Origin of the sequence: Arundinibacter roseus, assembly GCF_004348825.1 — a bacterium.
Classification (GTDB): domain Bacteria; phylum Bacteroidota; class Bacteroidia; order Cytophagales; family Spirosomataceae; genus Arundinibacter; species Arundinibacter roseus.
Genome location: NZ_SMJU01000005.1, coordinates 174,226 through 195,050, shown reverse-complemented (window position 1 = coordinate 195,050; position 20,825 = coordinate 174,226). Strand labels below are relative to the sequence as shown.

General features: G+C 47.8%; 14 protein-coding genes. 8 read left to right on the top strand and 6 right to left on the bottom strand.

The genetic code is table 11. From position 1 onward, the window contains the following. Positions 1 to 118: 118 nt before the first annotated feature. Complete coding sequence (locus tag EZE20_RS09175; protein WP_132116789.1) at positions 119 to 988, top strand: AraC family transcriptional regulator; 870 nt, start codon at positions 119 to 121, stop codon at positions 986 to 988. Between the two features lie 89 nt (positions 989 to 1,077). Then, entirely contained in the window at positions 1,078 to 3,651 is a 2,574-nt protein-coding gene (locus EZE20_RS09170; protein ID WP_228713656.1) for a M1 family metallopeptidase, read from the top strand. Here EZE20_RS09170 and EZE20_RS09165 read toward each other — a convergent pair. Beyond that, complete coding sequence (locus EZE20_RS09165) at positions 3,648 to 3,842, bottom strand: YwbE family protein (RefSeq protein WP_132116787.1); 195 nt, start codon at positions 3,840 to 3,842, stop codon at positions 3,648 to 3,650. The genes EZE20_RS09170 and EZE20_RS09165 overlap by 4 nt on opposite strands. 11 nt (positions 3,843 to 3,853) lie before the next feature. Next, positions 3,854 to 4,513, bottom strand: coding sequence for a DUF433 domain-containing protein (locus EZE20_RS09160; protein ID WP_132116785.1), 660 nt, complete (start codon positions 4,511 to 4,513; stop codon positions 3,854 to 3,856). 207 nt (positions 4,514 to 4,720) lie between these two features. Here EZE20_RS09160 and EZE20_RS09155 point away from each other — a divergent pair, with 207 nt between their 5' ends. Beyond that, positions 4,721 to 5,968 carry an MFS transporter gene (locus tag EZE20_RS09155; RefSeq protein ID WP_132116783.1) on the top strand — a complete coding sequence of 416 codons (1,248 nt, stop codon included), beginning with the start codon at positions 4,721 to 4,723 and terminating at the stop codon, positions 5,966 to 5,968. Positions 5,969 to 5,973: 5 nt separating this feature from the next. Here EZE20_RS09155 and nhaC read toward each other — a convergent pair whose 3' ends face one another. From nhaC to EZE20_RS09135, 4 genes are all read right to left on the bottom strand, one after another. Continuing rightward, positions 5,974 to 7,443, bottom strand: coding sequence for a Na+/H+ antiporter NhaC (gene nhaC / locus EZE20_RS09150; protein WP_132116781.1), 1,470 nt, complete (start codon positions 7,441 to 7,443; stop codon positions 5,974 to 5,976). Between the two features lie 162 nt (positions 7,444 to 7,605). Next, positions 7,606 to 8,055, bottom strand: coding sequence for a hypothetical protein (locus EZE20_RS09145; protein WP_132116779.1), 450 nt, complete (start codon positions 8,053 to 8,055; stop codon positions 7,606 to 7,608). A 72-nt stretch (positions 8,056 to 8,127) separates the two neighbouring features. Further along, the gene (locus tag EZE20_RS09140; RefSeq protein ID WP_132116777.1) at positions 8,128 to 9,462 is read right to left on the bottom strand and encodes a sensor histidine kinase; all 1,335 of its coding nucleotides are present in this window, start codon (positions 9,460 to 9,462) and stop codon (positions 8,128 to 8,130) included. 46 nt (positions 9,463 to 9,508) lie between these two features. After that, complete coding sequence (locus EZE20_RS09135) at positions 9,509 to 10,855, bottom strand: sigma-54-dependent transcriptional regulator (protein WP_132116775.1); 1,347 nt, start codon at positions 10,853 to 10,855, stop codon at positions 9,509 to 9,511. Positions 10,856 to 11,279: 424 nt separating this feature from the next. Here EZE20_RS09135 and EZE20_RS09130 point away from each other — a divergent pair, with 424 nt between their 5' ends. The 5 genes from EZE20_RS09130 to EZE20_RS09110 all read left to right on the top strand — a co-directional run bounded on the left by EZE20_RS09130 (position 11,280) and on the right by EZE20_RS09110 (position 20,716). Beyond that, positions 11,280 to 12,527, top strand: a complete 1,248-nt coding sequence (locus tag EZE20_RS09130; RefSeq protein WP_132117109.1) for an efflux RND transporter periplasmic adaptor subunit — start codon at positions 11,280 to 11,282, stop codon at positions 12,525 to 12,527. 110 nt (positions 12,528 to 12,637) lie between these two features. Further along, positions 12,638 to 13,315 carry an ABC transporter ATP-binding protein gene (locus tag EZE20_RS09125; RefSeq protein WP_132116773.1) on the top strand — a complete coding sequence of 226 codons (678 nt, stop codon included), beginning with the start codon at positions 12,638 to 12,640 and terminating at the stop codon, positions 13,313 to 13,315. 102 nt (positions 13,316 to 13,417) lie between these two features. Next, the gene (locus EZE20_RS09120; protein WP_132116771.1) at positions 13,418 to 15,802 is read left to right on the top strand and encodes an ABC transporter permease; all 2,385 of its coding nucleotides are present in this window, start codon (positions 13,418 to 13,420) and stop codon (positions 15,800 to 15,802) included. 27 nt (positions 15,803 to 15,829) lie between these two features. Further along, positions 15,830 to 18,262, top strand: coding sequence for an ABC transporter permease (locus EZE20_RS09115; protein ID WP_132116769.1), 2,433 nt, complete (start codon positions 15,830 to 15,832; stop codon positions 18,260 to 18,262). Positions 18,263 to 18,289: 27 nt separating this feature from the next. Next, complete coding sequence (locus tag EZE20_RS09110) at positions 18,290 to 20,716, top strand: ABC transporter permease (protein WP_132116767.1); 2,427 nt, start codon at positions 18,290 to 18,292, stop codon at positions 20,714 to 20,716. Positions 20,717 to 20,825: the final 109 nt, after the last annotated feature.

Sequence of the window (20,825 nt, the reverse complement as noted above, 5' to 3'; positions counted from 1 at the left end):
GAATAATCAGTACACAAAATTGCACATTAGATTCATACATTTTTTGTGAAATATTATCTATTTCCAGTGAAATATTATCAATTTTGATTCTGTGGTCTCTAAAATATAGCACTATATCATGCAAGCTATTCTCCGAAAGATACATCCGTCGGCTAATTACTCCTTTGTTTCGAGGGTTGACTACCTGCCGGTTCTGTACGATAAATGGCATTTTCATCCCGAACTGGAACTCACGCATATTGTACAAAGCCGGGGTACGCGCTTTGTGGGCGATAGCATTGAAGAATTTAAGGAAGACGACCTCGTGCTGCTGGGGAGCAGTTTGCCGCACGTCTGGAAAAACGATTCGGGCTATTATTCTGCCGATTCGGAGCTCATGGCTGAGTCCCGGGTGTTGCAATTTTTACCGGACTGTTTTGGAACAGAGTTTCTTAATCTGAAAGAAATGGAACCCGTGCGGCGGTTGTTTGAAAAAGCCAAACGCGGGCTGCGTATCACGGGAACTACCCGCACAAAAGTGCTTGATTCTCTGTCTCAATTAATTATAATTCCGAGCGGGATTCAGCGAATTGCGCTTTTCCTGCAAATTCTGGAAACCATTGCCGAGTCTGACGAACTGGTCTATTTGAGCAGCGAAGGTTTTCTGGATTCGTACCACCGCTTCGACACCGATACTATCAACCGGATCTATGAATTTACACTTTCACAGTTTCATCGCCGTATTTTGATTGAAGAGGCGGCGTCACTTGCCAATATGTCGGTGGCTAATTTTTGTCGATATTTCAAGAATCGCACCCAAAAAACCTACATTCAGTTTCTGACCGAGGTACGGATCGGGTACGCCTGCCGGATGTTGATGGAGGATAAAAAGAGCATTCAACAGATTGCGATGGATTGCGGCTTTCACAACCTTTCCAATTTTAACCGCTCGTTTCGAATGCTCAAAAACCAGAAACCTTCTGCGTATCGGGCTTCGTTTAGCAGGTAAAAAGCTTTTTTGTAAAAAACAACTTGCGCTTGTACATTCGTTTCCCGGCTGATCCAATTTTTTTTATTCACCCTTTTCTGTTCACGACTTTGAAATATTCTCTGCTTTTGCTCTTTTTTGGATGGGTCCTTGCGGCCTGCCGTCAGTCGCCCGTTGGTTCGGTGCTGGTTGAAGATGGTGTTTCTGAGGCGTTGGCTCAGCAGCGTGCAGCGCAGTTGAGCGATATTTCTTACAAACTTCATTTTGAAATTCCAGCACAGAAAGACAGCAATATTGCGGCGCAGGCCGTCGTTCGGTTTAGCCGGGTAGCGTCCAAAGCCGATCTTCAACTGGATTTCCGGGAGAATGCTGAACGTTTGAAAAAACTACGAGTCAATGAAAAAGAAGTGCCGATCCGGTTTGAGAAAGAGCATCTGCTTATCTCGGCCAACGACCTGAAAACGGGCGTCAATGCCATCGAAGTTGATTTTCTGGCGGGCAATAGCTCGCTCAACCGCAGCGAAGATTTTCTGTATACCCTATTGGTGCCGGATCGTGCCCGGACGGTTTTCCCCTGCTTTGATCAGCCGGATTTGAAAGCCCGCTTTGAATTGTCACTAACTGTGCCCGCCCACTGGAATGCGATGGGAAACGCACCGCTCCGCGACAGTACACGTTCAGACGGTCAGAAAACCTACAATTTTAGGCTATCGGACCTTATTCCTACCTACCTTTTTTCATTTGTAGCAGGTGAATTTTTCTCTTGGACGCGTCAAATAAATGGACGGGAAATGACGCTCCTGCACCGCGAAACCGACACGACAAAGCTTAGCCTGAGCCTGGACCCGATTTTTAATACGCATGCCGAAGCGCTGGCTTTTTTGGAAGATTATACCCAAATCAAGTACCCATTTCAGAAGTTCGACTTTGCGGCAATTCCTGATTTTCAGTACGGTGGCATGGAGCATGTGGGAGCTATTCAGTACAAATCTGCGAGCCTTTTTTTGGATAAAGGCGCCACCAAAGATCAAAAACTGAGCCGTGCTAAATTGCTCGCTCACGAAACGGCTCACATGTGGTTTGGCGATTTGGTCACGATGCGGTGGTTTAATGATGTGTGGATGAAGGAGGTTTTTGCCAATTTTATGGCCGACAAAATCACCGAAACGACCGAAGCAAACAGCAACTACGAGCTCGAATTTCTGGTGTCACACGTGCCTGCGGCCTACGAAGTCGACCGCACCGAAGGTCCGAACCCGATCAGGCAATCGCTGGAAAACCTAAATCAGGCGGGTAGCATGTACGGACCCATTATTTATCACAAAGCGCCCATCATGATGCGGCAGCTCGAACGCCTCATTGGCAAGGATAATCTGCGCGACGGACTAAGAGAATATCTCAAAAAATACGCTTTTGGTAACGCCACCTGGCCGGATCTGATCGCAATTCTGGATGCCCGCACACCGCTGGATCTGGCCGCCTGGAACCACGTATGGGTCAATGAAACCGGGCGACCGATGATTGATTTTTCCCTAAAAAAAGAAAATGGGAAAATTGCCGAACTGAAACTGACTCAACAAGCCGAAGATGGCTCTACACGGCTGTGGCCCCAATCGGTTGAGGTTGCGCTGGTGTATCCCGACCGTGTAGAGGAAATCGCCGTAGGCATGAATGCTGTTTCTGTGGCAGTGCCGGAAGCTGCCGGCAAGCCTGCACCAACCTTCGTCCTGGTTAATTCTTCGGGACAGGGCTACGGACTTTTTTCGGTTGATCCAGCGATGCTGCCAAACCTTGCAACCTTGCCCAATGCGCTCATGCGGGCGTCGGCCTATATTTCGTTGTATGAGAATATGCTGAGTCAAAAAATGGTAAAGCCGGAGGATCTTCTCACGAACTACATCCCTTTGTTGATTGCCGAAAAAGAAGAGCTGAACATACGCTTGCTTACCGGGCAGTTGAGCTCGATTTTCTGGCAATTTATACCGTCTGGTCAACGGCCTGCTTTGGCTACAAAACTGGAAGTAGAAACCCGAAAGGCTATGCAGGTACAGGAAAATCCGAATATCAAAAAGCTTTTGTTTAAATTTTACCAATCCGTTACACTTTCAAAAGTTACTCAGGATGAGTTGTATACGATTTGGAAAACGCAAAAAGCACCGAACGGAATCACCCTGACCGAAGACGACTACACAGCGCTGGCGCTGGCATTAGCCGTGCGGGATTATCCTGAAAAGGCATTGTTGGAGCAGCAGGTCGAGCGAATCAAAAACCCTGATCGTCAGAAAAGGCTGCGGTTTATGATCCCGGCGCTTGCGTCTGACGGCGAAGTTCGGGATGCCTTTTTTGCCTCGCTTGCTGACGATAAAAACCGCGAACGCGAAGCCTGGGTATCGGCCGCTTTGGGATATTTGCATCATCCGCTGCGGGCGGAGCGATCCGTAAAATATTTGCCAAAAAGCCTGGAATTGCTGGAAGAAATTCAAAAAACAGGCGACATATTTTTTCCTCAGGCGTGGCTTAATTCAACCCTGGGTTCGTACCAAACGACGGAGGCTGTGCAGGTTGTGCGAACATTTCTGGCGGAACGGTCTGCTTATAATCCCCGGCTCAAAGGGAAGTTGCTGCAATCAGCCGATGGGCTTTTCCGGGCAGAGCTCATCCTGAAAGCATCCAAAGCTGATTAATCGTGAATGACCTTTACGCGGCCAACTTCGCCCGTTTCGAGGCGAACTTTGATGCCGTGCGGATGAAAAGGCGCTTTGGTCAGAATGTCTTTGACCACGCCCTCCGTGAGCGTGCCTGAGCGCTGATCCTGTTTGAGAACGATGGATACTTCAAGGCCTGCGTGAATATTTTTGCGGTCGGTGCCAGACATGCGTTGATTTTTTATTTTTCGTGAAAAAGAATAACATCTTCCACCTGCCGTTCGGTGAGACTAAACTGTTCGGCCAACTGTGATACGCTGCTACCGTGCAGAAATAAGTCAAAAACGGTTTGGGAAAGAATTTCCGTATCGCCTACCACGGGTCGTCCGGCCTGCCGGTTAGGGTCAATCTGAATGGCCGATTCACGTCCGAGCGGGTAAAGTTTTACGGGGAGTGCGTCGTCGCCAAACTCAATACGTTTGCAGAATGGCTCCACTACCTGTTGAATAGAAAGTTGCAGCGTTTGATCGGCTTTAATCAGCTGACCTACCTCCGCATTATAAAAAATATTTTTTCCGTCGGTCAGAATATTGGCGGTTGCAAAAGGGTGGATTGTATGCATCATGCCCGACAAAATACTCCGGGCATTATTGATTTTGGCTGGCCCAACCCCAAGCTGCCTCAGCTGAAAGTAGGTGTAAAATTCGATCAGGGTGAGAAAATCGACGGTATCGCTTTTCCGGGACGATAGTTCGGAGGAAGACGATGGCGCCGTAGCCGTAAATTCCCGAAGCCAGCGTTTTACCTGTCCTTCGGGCAGGGTTAGAATGGCGGCGATGTCAGGAATGGAGTACACCGCCTTTACTTTTTTCTCGCTTGATTTTTCCTTTTTTGCTTTCAAGAGATGGTGTTTTTTTGGAGGTAAAGGTACACGGATTCAGGCTGATTTGCCAATGAAGGCGTTGTCCTGCTGGTATTTTTAATCTAAATAACGCCACAGATTTTTTGAGCGTATCTTACACATTGCCCGTATCTTTGTGAGGTAGACTGCACGTTACAAATCTATTTACTTTCGGCCTGATTTTAATTCATTTTCCTGTCAAATCCTTTGCAAAGCATTTCCCCGAACGATCCCTACGCGGCGCTCAAATACCCTGAATTTCGCTACTTCATTGCGAACAGCTTTTTGTTTACCGTCGGCTTTCTGATGCAGGAAGTAATTGTCGGTTATGAGTTATACAAAATTACCCACGATCCGCTTTCTTTGGGCCTCATTGGCCTGGCCGAGGTAGTCCCGTTTGTGCTGGTGTCGCTTTTTGGCGGCTACGTAGCCGATCGCTACGACAAGCGGTGGATACTGCGTATCAGCCTGACAATCATTATAGTAGCTTCGGTAATTTTATATTTAATTTTTCAACCGGAATTTTATACAAAATATACCCTCAACGAACGGTTGGTGGCCATTTACTCAGTCTTTTTTCTGATTGGTGCTGCCAAAGGATTTTATTCACCTTCGTCCTCTTCTCTAAAACCTTTCCTCGTTCCCCGGGCTATTTACCACAATTCGTCTACGTGGAGCAGTTCTTTCTGGCAGGCGGGCTCGGTGATGGGGCCGGGCATTGCGGGTTTTTTGTATGTATTTATAGGTCTTGCCAACACCTTGCTGGTTGTTATTGGCTGCTTTGTGGTATGCCTCGTGCTCATCTCAATGATTACTAAAAAGCCGATTCCGGTGGCGACCAATCCGGGAACAATCTGGCAAAATCTGCGGGAAGGATTGCAGTTTGTGACCAAAACCCGCATCGTTTTTTATGCCATTTCGCTGGATCTTTTCTCGGTACTTTTCGGCGGTGTTGTTGCCATTTTACCCGTTTTTGCCGAAGACATTCTGCACGTCGGCCCGGAAGGGCTCGGGATGTTGCGGGCGTCGCCGTCGGTGGGTGCATTGCTCACGATGTTCTTCATGGCGTACTATCCACCCACGCATACCGCCTGGCGCAACATGCTGTTAGCGGTCGCCGGTTTTGGCGTTTTTACTATCATTTTCGCACTTTCGCCCTTTTTCTGGCTGTCGTGTTTTGCGCTGTTTATGACGGGTTCCTGCGATAGCGTCAGCGTGATTATCCGGCAAACGATTCTGCAAATTTATCCACCCGACGAAATGCGCGGGCGAGTAGCGGCCGTCAACGGCATCTTCGTGAGCTCGTCCAACGAGTTGGGGGCTTTTGAGTCAGGGGTGGCTGCACGGTTTTTGGGCACGGTTCCGTCGGTGCTGATTGGCGGTGTGGTAACTATCGCCGTTGTCAGCTGGATTTATGTGCGCTCCAAAGATTTATTTGGTGTAAAATTGAGTTAAAATTTTCAGCTTGCCTGTACCACCGGTTCTGAGGCGGCATCGAGGTCTTCTTGCGAAATCCGGCGAATTTTTATTCCAAACCACGCAAAAGTCAGCGTCATAATCGGGCTGATGATATTGAAGAAAGCGTACGGCAGATAGTCGAGCGTAGCCACGCCGAGGACACCACTTTGGTAGGCTCCACAGGTGTTCCAGGGCACCAAAACGGACGTTACCGTGCCGGAATCTTCCAGCGAACGGCTCAGGTTTTCGGGAGCTAAGCCCTTGGCTTTATAGGCTTTGGCAAACATTTTGCCTGGCACAACAATGGCCAAATACTGATCAGAAGCCGTAAGATTGAATAGAATACAGGTAGAAACCGTACTCGTAAACAAGCCGGTAGGAGAGGTAGCTACTTTCAAAATACTTTTGGTAAGTTTTTCCAGCGCACCGCTTGCTTCCATGGCGCCACCAAAGGTCATTGCACAAAGAATCAGCCAAATGGTATTGAGCATACCGGCCATTCCGCCCGACGAAAACAGGTCGTTGAGAGAAGCATCGGTGGTTTCGATGGAAACACTGGATGTGAGTGCCGTCATGATGCTCTTGAAAGCAACCGTAGCGTTCAGCGCATTGACACCGGCCATCGACGTCAGGATTTGTGGTTGGAAAATCAGCGCAAAAACGCCGCCAAGCAGCGCTCCTGCCAGCAGTGCAGTAATAGGAGGAGTCCGTCGCAGAATGAGGCCAATAACCGTAATCGGAACCAGAAATAGCCAGGGCGTTATGACAAATTTTGATTCAATAACCGACAGAATCTGCGTAGTACTCTGCACACTCGCCGTGTCGAGATTAAAGGTAATGATGACAAAAATTACGAGTGCCAGCACAATAGATGGAACCGTGGTGAAAGCCATATACCGAATGTGCGTGTAAAGATCCGTTCCTGCCATTGCCGGAGCAAGGTTGGTGGTGTCCGAAAGCGGCGACATTTTATCCCCAAAATAGGCACCGGAAATAACCGCTCCGGCCACAATTCCTTCCGAGATTCCGAGGGCGTTGCCAATCCCCATGAGCGCGATTCCGATGGTAGCACTTGTGGTCCACGAGCTACCCGTGGCTACCGAGACGATGGCGCAAATGACCACGCAGGCAGGCAGAAAAAAGGATGGATGCAAGATCTGAATGCCATAGTATACCATAGCCGGCACCACACCACTCACCAGCCATGTACCGGCCAGAGAGCCAACTAAAAGTAAGATGATGATAGCCTCAGAAGTACTTTCGATGTTCCGTGAAATTTGCCCGATCACATCTTTGTACGAAACACCTTTGGTGTAGCCTACAAGTGTAGCAACGGCAGCAGCGAGCAGCAGCGCAAATTGATTGGGGCCGCCCAGAGAATCTTCAAAGGTAAAGACGTTGATTGCCAGCAGGGCCATCAAAAATACGATGGGAATTAAGGCTTCAAGGAGCGAGATTTGAGTCCTCTTCATGAAAATGCGCGTTCGGGAAAGGTTGAGTTAAGCAAAAAGTTGCCGTGAGCCGTACACCATTTTTGCACGGGTTTTCAAGTATAATCAAAAATCTCAACAATGCGAACAGAAGGTATAAAATCCACTGGTTTCAACCATAGAAAATCCGGCCAAAGCAGGCTGTTACAGGCTTTTCAGGATGAGCTTAATGGTGTAGGCTTCTTTTTTAAATGCCACTTCTGACAGACGCGGATAAGGTGATACGTCGGTCAGAATGAGTGAGTAACGTTGGTTGTCGAGCTGAACCTGAACCGTATCTGTGCTGCGAAAGGCGGCATTGGGATAAAGCGATTTGCAATCGCCCAGGCACAAACGAATGCTTTGTCCTTCGGTCGTGGCAGTACTTTTGAGTTCGAGGTCTACGGTAGCATTGCCTGCCCAAATACAGGTGGCTCCATCGGCACAGCGGCTGTCGGTTACCTCGGCAAAGGTCAACGTGCCGGTTGCCGAGCCGGGAAGCGCCACAGTTTCTTTGTAGCGAATCACTTTTTCGGCGGATAGTTCTTTTATGGAATCGGCTGAGCAAGCCATTATACTAACAACTAGCACGACTAAAAAAGCTGCATGTTTCATAAGAATTTTTCTTTTAAATCGTAGGGATAAGATTCTGATTTGGATGAAATGGTTGGTTTAATAAAATCAATATTATACCAACAAGAAAAAAGATGTTCCGGTGCCCACTTCCGACTGCACCGTGAGCTGCCCGTTATGTTGCTGTAAGATTTGCCGGGAAAGGCTCAGACCAATGCCGGAGCCGGTTTTTTTGGTAGTATAAAAAGGAATAAAAATTCGTTCGAGGGCTTCCGGCTCAATCCCAAATCCATTATCCCGAATCTCGATAGAAACTTTCTGACTGTCGAGCAGGCGCGCAAAAATCGTGAGCCGGGGAGCGGGTTGCTCTTTCAACGCTTCGAGCGCATTTTTTATAAGATTAATTAATACCTGCTGAATCTGATCCGCATCTGCCCGTATACTCAGCGTTTCGGGCGTAATTTCTACCTGACACACCACACCGCCCAACGTGATGTCGGTTTGCAAGAGCTGCAAAACTTCCTGAATTAGTTCACGAACAGCAACCTGACGTACGTTTGGTTTGGGTAAAGTCGTGAAATCGCGGTAGGCATTGACAAACTTCATCATGCCCTGACTCCGTTTGCCGAGAGTTTGGAGTGCTTCTTTCAGATCATCTACCGCTTCCTGATTCGTTGAACTTTTTTCAATATCTTCATTTACAATGAGTTGCATGGTGCCTACGAGTGATACAATTGGCGTCATTGAGTTCATGATTTCATGGCGCAGCACCCGGGTCAGATTTTGCCAGGCTTCTACTTCTTTCTGCTGAAGCTCCGTGCCTATGTTTTGCAGCGCCACAATCCGTACCCATTTGCCCCGCATTTGAATGGTCGTTGCCTGAATCGCCAACGGTTGTTCCTGCGGGCTGTGGTACAATTCCCGAACGCCGGTTTCGAGTTCAGAAAGTAATTTATAGAGCTGAGGATGAGTGTCCTGTAAGTCAGAAAGTTGCCGAATGCGGTACATGTCGAGCAGCCGCAGGGCCGAATTATTGATCAGATTAACTTTGCCGTCAGAATCGAACGTAATGAGCCCCGTGCTGATATGCTGTACAATGGCGTTGAGGTATTGCAGGTTGGCTTCTTTTTCGGCTCGTGCCTGCCGAAATGCCATGAGTACTTCATTAAACTGCTGATTGAGCTCCTGAAAAGTCGGCCCCATTTGGTTGTCTGCCCGAAACTTAATGGTAAAGTCAGAATACCGAACTGATTCCAGGAAACGGACAAATTTGCGGTTAAACGACGTGACGTATACATACAGCCCCCGCCCAAGTATAGCGGTGACCATGAGCAGAATAAGCGCCAGCATTCCGTTGGGATCGGGTTTGGTGAGGACAAGCCCCATCCCAACCCCGGCGGCAATCAGGCCGAGCACCCGCCAAAGTATACCCATGGAAAAATGATGCATCAGAATCGGAATTTGAGCGTGAGGTAAAATGATTCAGGAGTATCTCTTAAAGTCCATATTTTTCAAGCCGTCGATACAGCGCTGCGCGGCTCAGGCCCAATTCGCGGGCTGCGTCCGTAATGTTGCCATTGTACCGTTTCAGGGCTTTTACGATCATGTTTTTTTCCATGTCTTCCAGGTCAAAAGCTGTGGCTGAAACGGGTTCGGAGCCCACATTTTTCAGAAAAAGATCTTCGGGTTGCAGTACTTTTTCCTGCGTCAGAATGACCGCCCGCTCAATCGCATGTTGCAATTCCCGGATATTTCCGGGCCAGTTATACTGCTGCATTTTTTTGATCAAGGCCGTACTGACGGAGGCAACGGGCCGGTTGTATTTTTTTCGGAATTGCTTCAAATAGTACTCTGCCAAAGGCGCAATGTCCTCGGGACGTTCGCGTAGCGGTGGCAAATCGAGCTCGATGGTGTTGATGCGGTAGAGTAAATCCTGCCGAAAACTGCGCTCGGCCACCATGCCGTCGAGATGGCGGTTGGTGGCGCAAATCAGACGTACGTCAATCGCAATGGATTTATTGGAACCCACCCGTGTAACCCGCCTTTCCTGAATGACGGTCAAAAGTTTTGCCTGCAAGGAAATAGGAAGATTTCCTATTTCGTCCAGGAAAATAGTACCTCCTTTGGCTTCTTCAAACCGCCCGGCTCGGTCTTCGCGTGCATCGGTAAAAGCACCTTTGACGTGTCCAAAAAGCTCGCTTTCAAATAAATTTTCACTCAAAGCGCCCAAATCTACGACCACAAACGGCAACTGCGCACGAAGCGAATGTTGATGAATATGCCGGGCCAATTGGGTTTTTCCGGTTCCATTTTCTCCCAAAATCAAAATATTGGCATCCGTTGGCGCCACTCGCTCCGCCGTGTTCAGGACCTGCTGCATAGCCGGTCCGGCTGCAATCAGCGACGATGCAGGCGCTTTGGCAGCGCTTGTTTCTTTGGCCGTTTTGCCGTCGGTTTTGGTGGAAAGTGCCTTTTGCAGCGTGTCCAGAAGTTTGTCGTTTTCCCAGGGTTTGAGCACAAAATCTGTCGCTCCGGATTTGATGGCGCGCACGGCCATTTCGACATCGCCATAGGCCGTAACCAACACCACGATCATGGACGGCGAAATATCCAGAATTCGATCCAGCCATTGAAACCCCTCACGCCCGCTGCTGACGTCGCGGGTAAAATTCATGTCGAGCAGGACCAGATCATAGGCACCATTCGTAATCAAAAATGGGATTTTTTCAGGATTTTTCTCAATATCAACCAGCCGAAGGTGCCGTTTGAGCAGCAACTTTGCGGCGCTGAGCACGTCAACGTCATCATCTACAATTAATAATTTGGCCTGGTCAAGATTCATAGGGTTGGTCGGGTGAGTATGGGTATAAAAACATTTTTCCAGACGGTGTTAAAGGTAAAAGTGAGTACCCGTTTTTTTTAAAAATCAGGAAAAACAGCAAAGATCAACTAACAAAAAATGTACCTTAGGAAGGATCAATTGCTAAGGTATTAACAAAGAAACAGTTAGAAAAACCATGAGGAAAACAAACTGTCCGGTGCCGAACAATAACGTCCGAAAATGAACAACCTGAAAGACTTGAATTGATAATTAATAGTTGATTTTCAATAGGTTAATGTAAATTTTCAGCGCTGGCACAAGGATTGAATAGATAGAGTCACAGACCATTTAAATATAGACAATACCCATTTATAGTATGCCAACTGACCTAAAATCATCTCCTCTGGGAACGCCGCTCGCCAAAAATTCACTGGGCCAATCGGGGATGGATCGTGCAAAGCCCAAACGTTTTTGGAACTCTCGCCGCCTGAGTTATCTGGCAGGAGGCGTTCTGGTGGCGAGCCTGCTTATCTATCAATTTTTCTTTACCGATACCCGTAGTAAGTTAAACGTTGAGCAGGATAAGGTAACGATTTCGACCGTAAAGCAGGGGCAATTCGACGAATTTATTGTGGTAACAGGTGTTGTGCAGCCGCTCAAAACGATTCAGTTGGATGCCATCGTGGGCGGATACGTAACGCAGAAAATGGTAGAAGGCGGCAACATGGTGAAAGAAGGCGAAGTGCTGCTCAAACTCGAAAATCAGAGTCTGAAACTAAACTTTTTGCAGTCAGAAACCGAAGCAAGCCGGCTGGTAAACGATCTGCAAAATACGCGTCAACGCCTTCGGGTTGAGCGATTTACGTTGCAAAAAACGCTCAGTGAACTGGATTTTCAAATTGCACAGGCCAAAGATGCCCACGACCGTAACGTGCAGCTGTTTCGGGACAAGGTAATTCCGGAGGCCGACTATCTCAAAACCAAGCGTGACTACGACCGGCTGGCGCAGCAACGAACGATTGAGATAGAATCGCAAAAATACCAGGAAGAAAACGCCAAAATGCAGATTCAGCAGCTGGAAGGTACCCTGGCCAATACGCAAAAGAACGTGAGCCTGTGGCGACAAACGCTGGACAACCTCGTGGTAAAAGCTCCGGTGTCGGGTTTGCTTTCGTCCATGAATGTGGAGGTGGGGTCAAATATTAATCAGGGACAAAACATCGGTCAGATTGACGACCTCGACGGGTTTAAAATGCGCGTGGGCGTCGATGAACACTACATTTCCCGAATTTTTGTAGGATTAGCCGGCGCTATGGATTTTGACGGAAAGCCTTATGCACTCGAAATCGTCAAGATTTATCCCGAAGTACGCAGCGGGCGGTTTGAGGTAGACATGCGCTTTGTTAGTGGCGCACCCGAGCGCATCAAGCGCGGGCAGTCGGCGCCCATTCGCCTGCAATTGGGGCAGCCGTCGCAGGCTACGCTCCTGCCCGTTGGTGGCTTTTTCTCCGATACCGGCGGCAATTGGGTGTATGTGGTAGATCAGTCGGGCAAGCGGGCCGTGAAGCGGACGATTTCGCTGGGACGTAAAAATCCGGAGTTTTATGAAGTGCTGGAAGGACTCAAAACCGGCGAAAAAGTGATCACAAGTTCGTACGAAAATTTTGGTGAGAATGAGGTTCTTGAATTTTGATTTTGTAAAATATAGTAAACCATTAAGAAGTTAAGTAGGTTTTTCTCAATTCTCTTAATTTCTTACTGGTAAATAAACAACTTATAGCCAAACTACCTAATTCCTGACGAATGCTTAAAATTTCAAATCTTCAAAAAATGTTTTCTACCGAAGAAGTAGAAACTACCGCCCTGAACGGGATTGATCTGGAAATCCTGGACGGAGAATTTGTAGCCATTATGGGGCCTTCGGGCTGTGGGAAATCCACGCTCCTGAATATCCTCGGTTTACTGGATAATCCGAGCGAAGGGTCGTACCAATTTTATGGGACCGAAGTAGGCAATATGTCCGAAAGACAGCGTGCTCAAATTAGAAAAGGAAACATCGGATTCGTGTTTCAGAGCTTTAATTTGATTGACGAATTGACGGTATATGAAAACATTGAGCTCCCGCTGCTTTATCTCAAAACGCCCAACGAAGAGCGTAAACAGCGTGTCGAAGCGGCCCTCGAACGCATGAGCATGATGCACCGCCGCAATCATTTTCCGCAACAACTTTCGGGCGGACAGCAGCAACGGACGGCAATTGCACGGGCGGTAGTTGCGACGCCAAAGATCATTCTGGCAGATGAGCCTACGGGAAATCTTGACTCCAAAAATGGCGAAGAAGTGATGAATTTACTGAAACAACTCAACGAAGCCGGCACCACAATCATCATGGTAACGCACTCGCCCTATGACGCTGGTTTTGCCCACCGTACCGTAAATCTTTTTGATGGAAAAGTAGTGACTGAAAAAATTCATATTTGAATTAAAAACAGTTTTTGATAAGTCAATTTATCAAAGGTTTGGAGGAAAATTATCTCTAAAATAAATCAGATATTTCCTTATTTATCCTAACAAAAATTAGCCATGATAAAAAATTATTTTCTTGTTGCTTTTCGTTCTTTAAAACGAAATAGTTCCTACGCTACCATTAATATTCTGGGGCTTGGCTTAGGAATTTGCTGCGCCATTCTGGTGTTTGCGTTGGTAAAATACCATCTGAGTTTTGATACATTTCATGCCAATTCAGAACGTATATACCGCATCGTAACGGAGCAGCATCGGGATAACATTACCTACGTTTCGAGTGTGCCCGCCCCATTGGGAAATGCCCTGCGCATGGATCATGATTTTGGCGAAAAGATAGCCCGGATTGCGACTTTCGACGAACAGTTAATTAAGGTAAAAACGACCGGTGAAACCAAAAAATTTAATGAAGAAAACGGAATAGCATTTACCGAACCGGGCTATTTCGAAATTTTTAATTTTCCGCTTTTACAAGGAAATGCCTCCACGGCTCTTACCGAACCCCGGACGGCTCTTGTTACTGAACGGGTCGCCAAAAAACTGTTTGGAGAAGTTGATCCCATCAATCAAACGTTTCAGATCAACGACAGTATTGAGATTCGCGTAACCGGACTGCTACAAAATCTGCCACCCAATACGGATCAAAAAGCAGAGATTTTTATTTCTTATCCAACCCTGAAATCCTACAACGAATGGCTCGCGAGTGAAGATTCGTGGGGAGGAATCATGAGCGCCATGAAATGCTACATCCGGCTCCGTCCGCAAGTCTCTGCTGCTCAGGTGGAAGCCGTACTGCCTGCGTACGTCGAAAAGTATCGGGCAAAAAGCAAGAACGTACATCATTACAAATTACAACCTTTGGCCGATGTGCATTTTAACGAACGGTATCAGGGAAGCATGAAGAAAAGCAACTTATGGGTGCTTTCTTTAATTGGCCTTTTCCTGATCCTGACGGCAAGTGTCAATTTCATAAATCTTGCCACCGCGCAGGCGCTCAATCGGGCAGGTGAGGTGGGTATACGTAAAGCCCTGGGAAGTTTACGACGTCAGATTTTCTGGCAATTTATAGCCCAAACCGCCCTGATCACTCTGTTGGCGGGCCTGCTCGCGCTGATGCTAGCCTGGCTTGCGTTGCCTTACGTCAACCAATGGTTTGGCGCAGAGGTTCGTCTTGATTTCCTGTCAGACGCCACCCTGCTGCTCTTTGTACCCGCTCTATTACTACTCGTTACTTTTTTGGCCGGGGCATATCCGGGATTGATTCTTGCTGGTTTTCAGCCGATTGTAGCCTTAAAAGGGAAGCTGTCGCAGCAGACGATAGGCGGTTTCAATACCCGTCGGGCGCTGATTGTGGTACAGTTTGCTATTTCGCAGGCGCTGATGGTGGCGCTCTTTGTCATTGCCGAGCAGATGCGCTTTTCCAAAGAAGCCGATTTGGGGTTTGACAAAGAGGCCGTGGTGATGCTTCCGATTGCTTCTGCGCCTGAGCGTACCAAGACCGTCAGGCAGGAGCTTCTGAAACTGTCGGGGGTTGAAAGCGTCTCCCTTTGCTTTGCCGCTCCGGCCGCCGGTTACTCCTGGAACACCACGCCTTACTACGACAACCGACAGGAAGAAGAGGTTTTTCGGATGACGTTGAAAGCCGCTGACGATGCCTACCTGTCAACCTTTGGGCTGGAACTGGTCGCAGGGCGAAATATCTTTCCGTCCGATACGACCAACGAATTTCTGGTCAACGAAATGACCGCCCGCAAGCTAAACCTGAGTTCTCCGGAAGAGCTTTTGGGGAAATCGCTGAGTATTAATGGCGATAAAAATGGAACGATCGTTGGGGTAATCAAAGATTTTCATGACAATTCGTTTCACGAAGATATTAGCCCCGCTGCGGTTTTTTCGGATATCTCCGGCTACAATGCCTATGCTGTAAAAATCAATAAAAGTGATGTTGCCACTACGTTGAAATCGATTGAGCAAACATGGAGCAGACTGCATCCCGATCAGCTATATGAGCACGAATTTCTGGATGATCAAATCGCTTCTTTCTACGACACCGAGGCGCTGATGTTGAAATTAATTCAGGCTTTTTCGCTCATTGCCATCCTCATTGGCTGCCTGGGATTGTACGGGTTGGTGCGCTTCATGGCCACTCAAAAAACCAAGGAAATTGGCATTCGTAAAGTACTGGGAAGCAGCATCGAGCAGATTCTATGGATTTTTGGAAAGGAAATTTCCCTGCTGATGCTGATTGCTTTTACGATAGCGGCGCCTGTTGCCTGGATGCTCATGTCCGAGTGGTTACAGGATTTTAAGTACCATATTCCTCTGGGCCCGTCCTTTTTTGTGTGGGCTATTGCAGCCACATTCGCAGTAGCGCTGATTACGGTCAGTTACCAAAGTATCAAAGCTGCCCTCATGAATCCGGTGAAAAGCCTGCGGAGTGAGTAGTTCTTTTCATTACAAATAACCCTGGTCATGATTAAAAATTATCTGAAAATTGCCTGGCGGAATGTTCGTAAGCAATTGTTTTATTCATCCCTGAATATTTTTGGACTTTCGCTGGGACTGGCGAGTTGCCTATTGATTACACTCTATTTGGTTGAAGAACTCAGTTACGACCACTTCTTCGAAAACTCTGAGCGTATTTACCGGGTTGACGCCGATATTAAGTTTGGTGGTCCGGAAATGAAGCTGGCTGTTTCGTCAGACCCGATGGCCTTTACCCTGAAAAAAGATTATCCTCAGGTAGAAGCCGCCACCCGAATAAGGGAAAATGGCTCCTATCTGGTTCGGAAAAGTGAGGCAACCGAAAACCTGACGGAGGCGTTGGTAGTATTTGCAGATTCGACCTTTTTCGATGTTTTTTCTATTCCGATGGTTAGCGGAAATCCCGCAAAGGCTCTGACCGAACCCAACACCCTCGTGTTGTCTGAACGTAACGCAGAAAAATACTTTGGAAAAGAAAATCCGGTTGGTCAAACGCTGCTGCTGGATAATGATAAAATCTATCGTGTAACCGGTGTAATGCAAAACATTCCGGCTAATTCACATTTGAGTAGCCTGAATATGCTGCTTTCCATGGCTTCCCGCGAGGAAAGCCGGAGCAACAACTGGGGAGGGCACAACTTTAACACCTATATCAGGCTGAGTCCGGAAACGGATGCTCAGCAATTTGATAAAAATTTTGATACAATTCTAGACAACTACGTGGGGCCCTATGTCAAAGGCGCTATGGGCGGAACAACGCTGGAAGATCTCGAAAAAGCGGGAAATTTTTTGAAATACCATCTTATTCCACTTACGAAGATTCACCTACATTCAGACCGCGTTGCGGAGCTATCCGTGAATGGAAATATTCAATACGTATACATTTTTTCAATTGTTGCCATTTTTCTATTGCTCATAGCCTGCATCAACTTCATGAACCTGGCTACGGCCCGCTCGGCTAGCCGTGCCCGCGAAGTGGGTGTCCGAAAAGTGCTGGGTTCTAAGCGTTCCGCTTTGGTAGCGCAGTTTCTGACAGAGTCTTTACTGCTAAGTTATCTTTCGCTGGTGCTGGCGTTGCTTGCGGCATTTGCCCTTATGCCTTTATTCAATCAGTTAGCAGGCAAAGACATAACCCTACCTGTTCAAAATCCTGGCTTCTGGTTGCTGCTGCTGCTTACAGGAGGTATTGTAGGCATATTGGCGGGTAGCTATCCGGCCTTTTTTTTATCGGGATTTCAGGCAATTAAGGTTCTGAAAGGACGGTTGGTTTTGGAAGGTAAAGGAGGATTTCTTCGTAATTCTCTCGTGGTATTTCAATTTGTGATTTCGGTAATGCTCATTGTTGGTACTCTCATTATTTACCGACAACTCAACTTTATTCAGGCAAAGTCGCTGGGATATTCCAAAGATCAGGTGGTGCTTATTGAAAATGCCTACGCACTCGGTACCCAAACGGAGGTCTTTAAGCAGGAGATTCTCTCGCAGGGCTATGCCGAAAGTGCCACGATGTCGGACTATTTGCCAACCCCGTCTTCCCGAAGTGATAACATGATTTTCCCCGAAGGCCAGCCAATACAGGACAAAGGCATGAGTATGCAGAATTGGAGAGTAGACGAAGATTACGCAAAAACTCTTGGGATTCAGGTCGTAGAAGGACGGTTTTTTAGTAAAGAATTTCCCTCCGATTCGTCGGCTATTGTTCTCAATGAAGAAGCAGTTCGAATGTTTGGTTTTGACGACCCTATTGGGAAAAAGCTGGTGACTAATACCGGGCCTCAGGACAGCTCTCAGCCAGCCTATACGGTCATTGGTGTGGTCAAAGATTTTCACTTTGAATCGCTCCATAGTCCCATTGGACCGCTCAATATGATACTCGGAAATAGTCCCGGTAAATTTGCCTTCCGACTAAATGCCAGTGAATCAGGCGCTACGATCAAAAAAGCAGAGGCTTTATGGAAGCGTATGGCGCCAGGACAACCCTTTGAATATCGTTTCATGGATCAGGATTTTGACAAAACGTACCGGGCTGAGCAACGCATCGGTCGCATCTTCATTACGTTTGCCCTGCTATCTATTTTAATTGCCTGTTTGGGTTTGTTTGGCCTTGCTGCCTTTACGGCTGAGCACCGCACCAAAGAAATCGGTGTGCGTAAAGTATTGGGGGCTTCGGTTGCAACTATTGTAGCGATGCTTTCCGGCGATTTTCTTAAACTAATTCTAATAGCTATTCTCATTGCAACTCCTATTTCCTGGTATATCATGGATCAATGGTTGCAGGATTTTGCTTACAAAATCACCATTCAGTGGTGGATGTTTTTGCTGGCGGGTATGCTCTCGATTCTCATATCATTACTTACGGTGAGCTACCAATCCATTAAAGCCGCTCTCATGAATCCGGTGAAAAGCCTGCGGAGTGAGTAGTTTTTTTCAATACAAATAACCCTGGCCATGATTAAAAATTATCTGAAAATTGCCTGGCGGAATCTGCTGCGGAATAAAATCTTTTCGGCCATCAACACCATCGGTCTGTCTATCGGGCTTGCAACCTGCCTGCTGATTGGCCTGTACGTCGCCGACGAGCTGGCTTACGATCGCTTCCATGAAAAAGCTGGTCAGATTGTCCGGGTATATTTCAAAGGAACCATGAATGGCGGGAATATCCTGGACGCGCACGTGATGCCGCCCACCGCCCATACGCTTCAGCGCGAGTATCCCGAAGTGCTCCAAAGTACTCGCCTGCGGCAAGCCGGATCGCCGGTTGTGCAGCGGGGAAATGATTCCTTCAAGGCGAATGCCGTAGCGTTTGTTGACTCCAATTTCTTTCAAATATTCAGCTTCCCGCTCCAAAAAGGCAACCTGACTACTGCTTTGGTGCGGCCCTACACGGCCATTATCAGCGCAGAAATGGCTCGCAGGCATTTTGGCAACACAGATGCTATCGGGCAAACGTTCAGGCTGAAAGGCGATACCGAAGTTTTTGAAATTACGGGTGTGCTCGCCCCGCTGCCGACTCAGACACAGTTTCGGTTTGATTTTTACCTGTCCATGGCAGGCCTTGCCGAAGCGCGTGAAAATTCCTGGATGGAGTCCGAATTTTTTACCTACCTCGTGCTGCCCGAAAACTATGACTACCAAAAACTGGAAGCCAAACTGCCGCAGGTCGTCGAGAAATACATGGCTCCGCAGCTTGAACAGGCTTTTGGCATGTCGCTGACGCAGTTTCGGCAACGTGGAAATGACGTGGCGCTGTACCTGCAACCGCTTACGGACGTACACCTGCACTCCGATTTTGCCTACGATGTTGGGACCTCCGGCGATATTCGCTACGTCTATCTCTTTGGTGCCATTGCAGTTTTTATGCTGCTCATTGCCTGCATTAATTTCATGAACCTGAGCACGGCCGGAGCATCCAAGCGCGCACGGGAAGTGGGTGTTCGTAAAGTTATGGGTTCTGATAAAAGCGCTTTGGTTACGCAATTTTTACTCGAATCCATTCTGCTTACCACCCTGGCGTTGGCAGTGGCGGCCGGGCTTGTACTGGCAGCTTTGCCGTTTTTTAATGATTTTTCGCACAAAAACCTGACGTTGGCTTCATTATCGTCGCCCTGGCTGTTGCCGGGTTTGCTTTTGTTTGGCTTGCTCGTCGGGATTCTGGCAGGCAGTTACCCAGCCTTTTTTTTGTCGTCCTTTCAGCCCATGCACGTACTCAAAGGCGGAAGTAGTTCGGGCGGTGGCGCGCGGGGTTTGGGGTTGAGGAGCGGCCTGGTGGTGGTGCAGTTCTGTATTTCGTTTGTTCTGATTGTGGGCACGACGGTTGTTTATCAGCAGTTAGAATTTATTCAAAATACGAAGCTGGGTTACGAAAAAGAGCAGGTGATGGTGGTGCAGGAAACCTGGCGGCTCGGTCAGAAAGAGCAGGCTTTTCGCCGTCAGCTGATGCAGGATGCCCGGGTTTTGGCTGCGAGTGTCTCCGGGTTTTTGCCTGCCGGGCCTTCTTCCAACAATAATTTTTTGATCTATGGCGACGACAATTCCACGCAGTTCGTCAAAACGCTACGCTACGATGTGGACGAGCAGTACATTCCTACGCTGGGAATGCAAATGGCTGCCGGACGAAATTTCTCGCCCGAATACGGCACCGATTCTTCTGGTATTATTCTAAATCAAACAGCCGCAACGGCTTTCGGCTGGGGCGCAGATGCGGTGGGGCATACCATCACCTGGCCCGATAATCAGGGTCGCAAAAAGTCGTATCAGGTCATTGGGGTCGTCGAAGATTTTCATTTCAAATCTTTGCACGAACGTATTTCTCCGCTCGTAATGACTTTGGGCCAAAATTCCGGTCAGGTGATTTTGAAGGTAAAAACCGAAGATTTACCCGGGCTCATCGCTACCATTGATCAGGTCTGGAAGACGTTTGCCGTGGATACGCCTCTGGACTATTCGTTTCTGGAAGAAAACTTCAACGCCGTGTATCAGGCCGAACAGCAAACTGGCCGCATTTTAGGCTTTTTTTCAGGCCTGACTATTCTTGTGGCCTGCCTGGGTCTATTCGGTTTGGCTACGTTTACGGCGGAGCTTCGGACCAAAGAAATCGGTGTTCGCAAAGTACTGGGCGCTTCGGTTGCAGGCATCGTGGCGCTGCTTTCATTTGACTTTCTGAAACTGGTCGGCCTGGCCATTCTGCTGGCTTCGCCGGTGGCCTGGTACCTCATGCATACCTGGCTGAGCGATTTTGTGTACCGGGTTGATTTGCATTGGGGCGTATTTGCCGTGGCCGGGCTGCTCTCAGTCAGTATTGCACTGCTTACCGTTAGCTACCAATCCATCCGGGCCGCTCTGATGAATCCTGTAAAAAGTTTGCGGTCGGAGTAATTTCATGAAAAGACAGAAAGCTGAGTAAGGTTTTTTGTTTGGGAAAATTTATTTAAAAATCTACCATTCAAGTAAGTATATATTCTGATTACTAACAAATTAAGGGCTG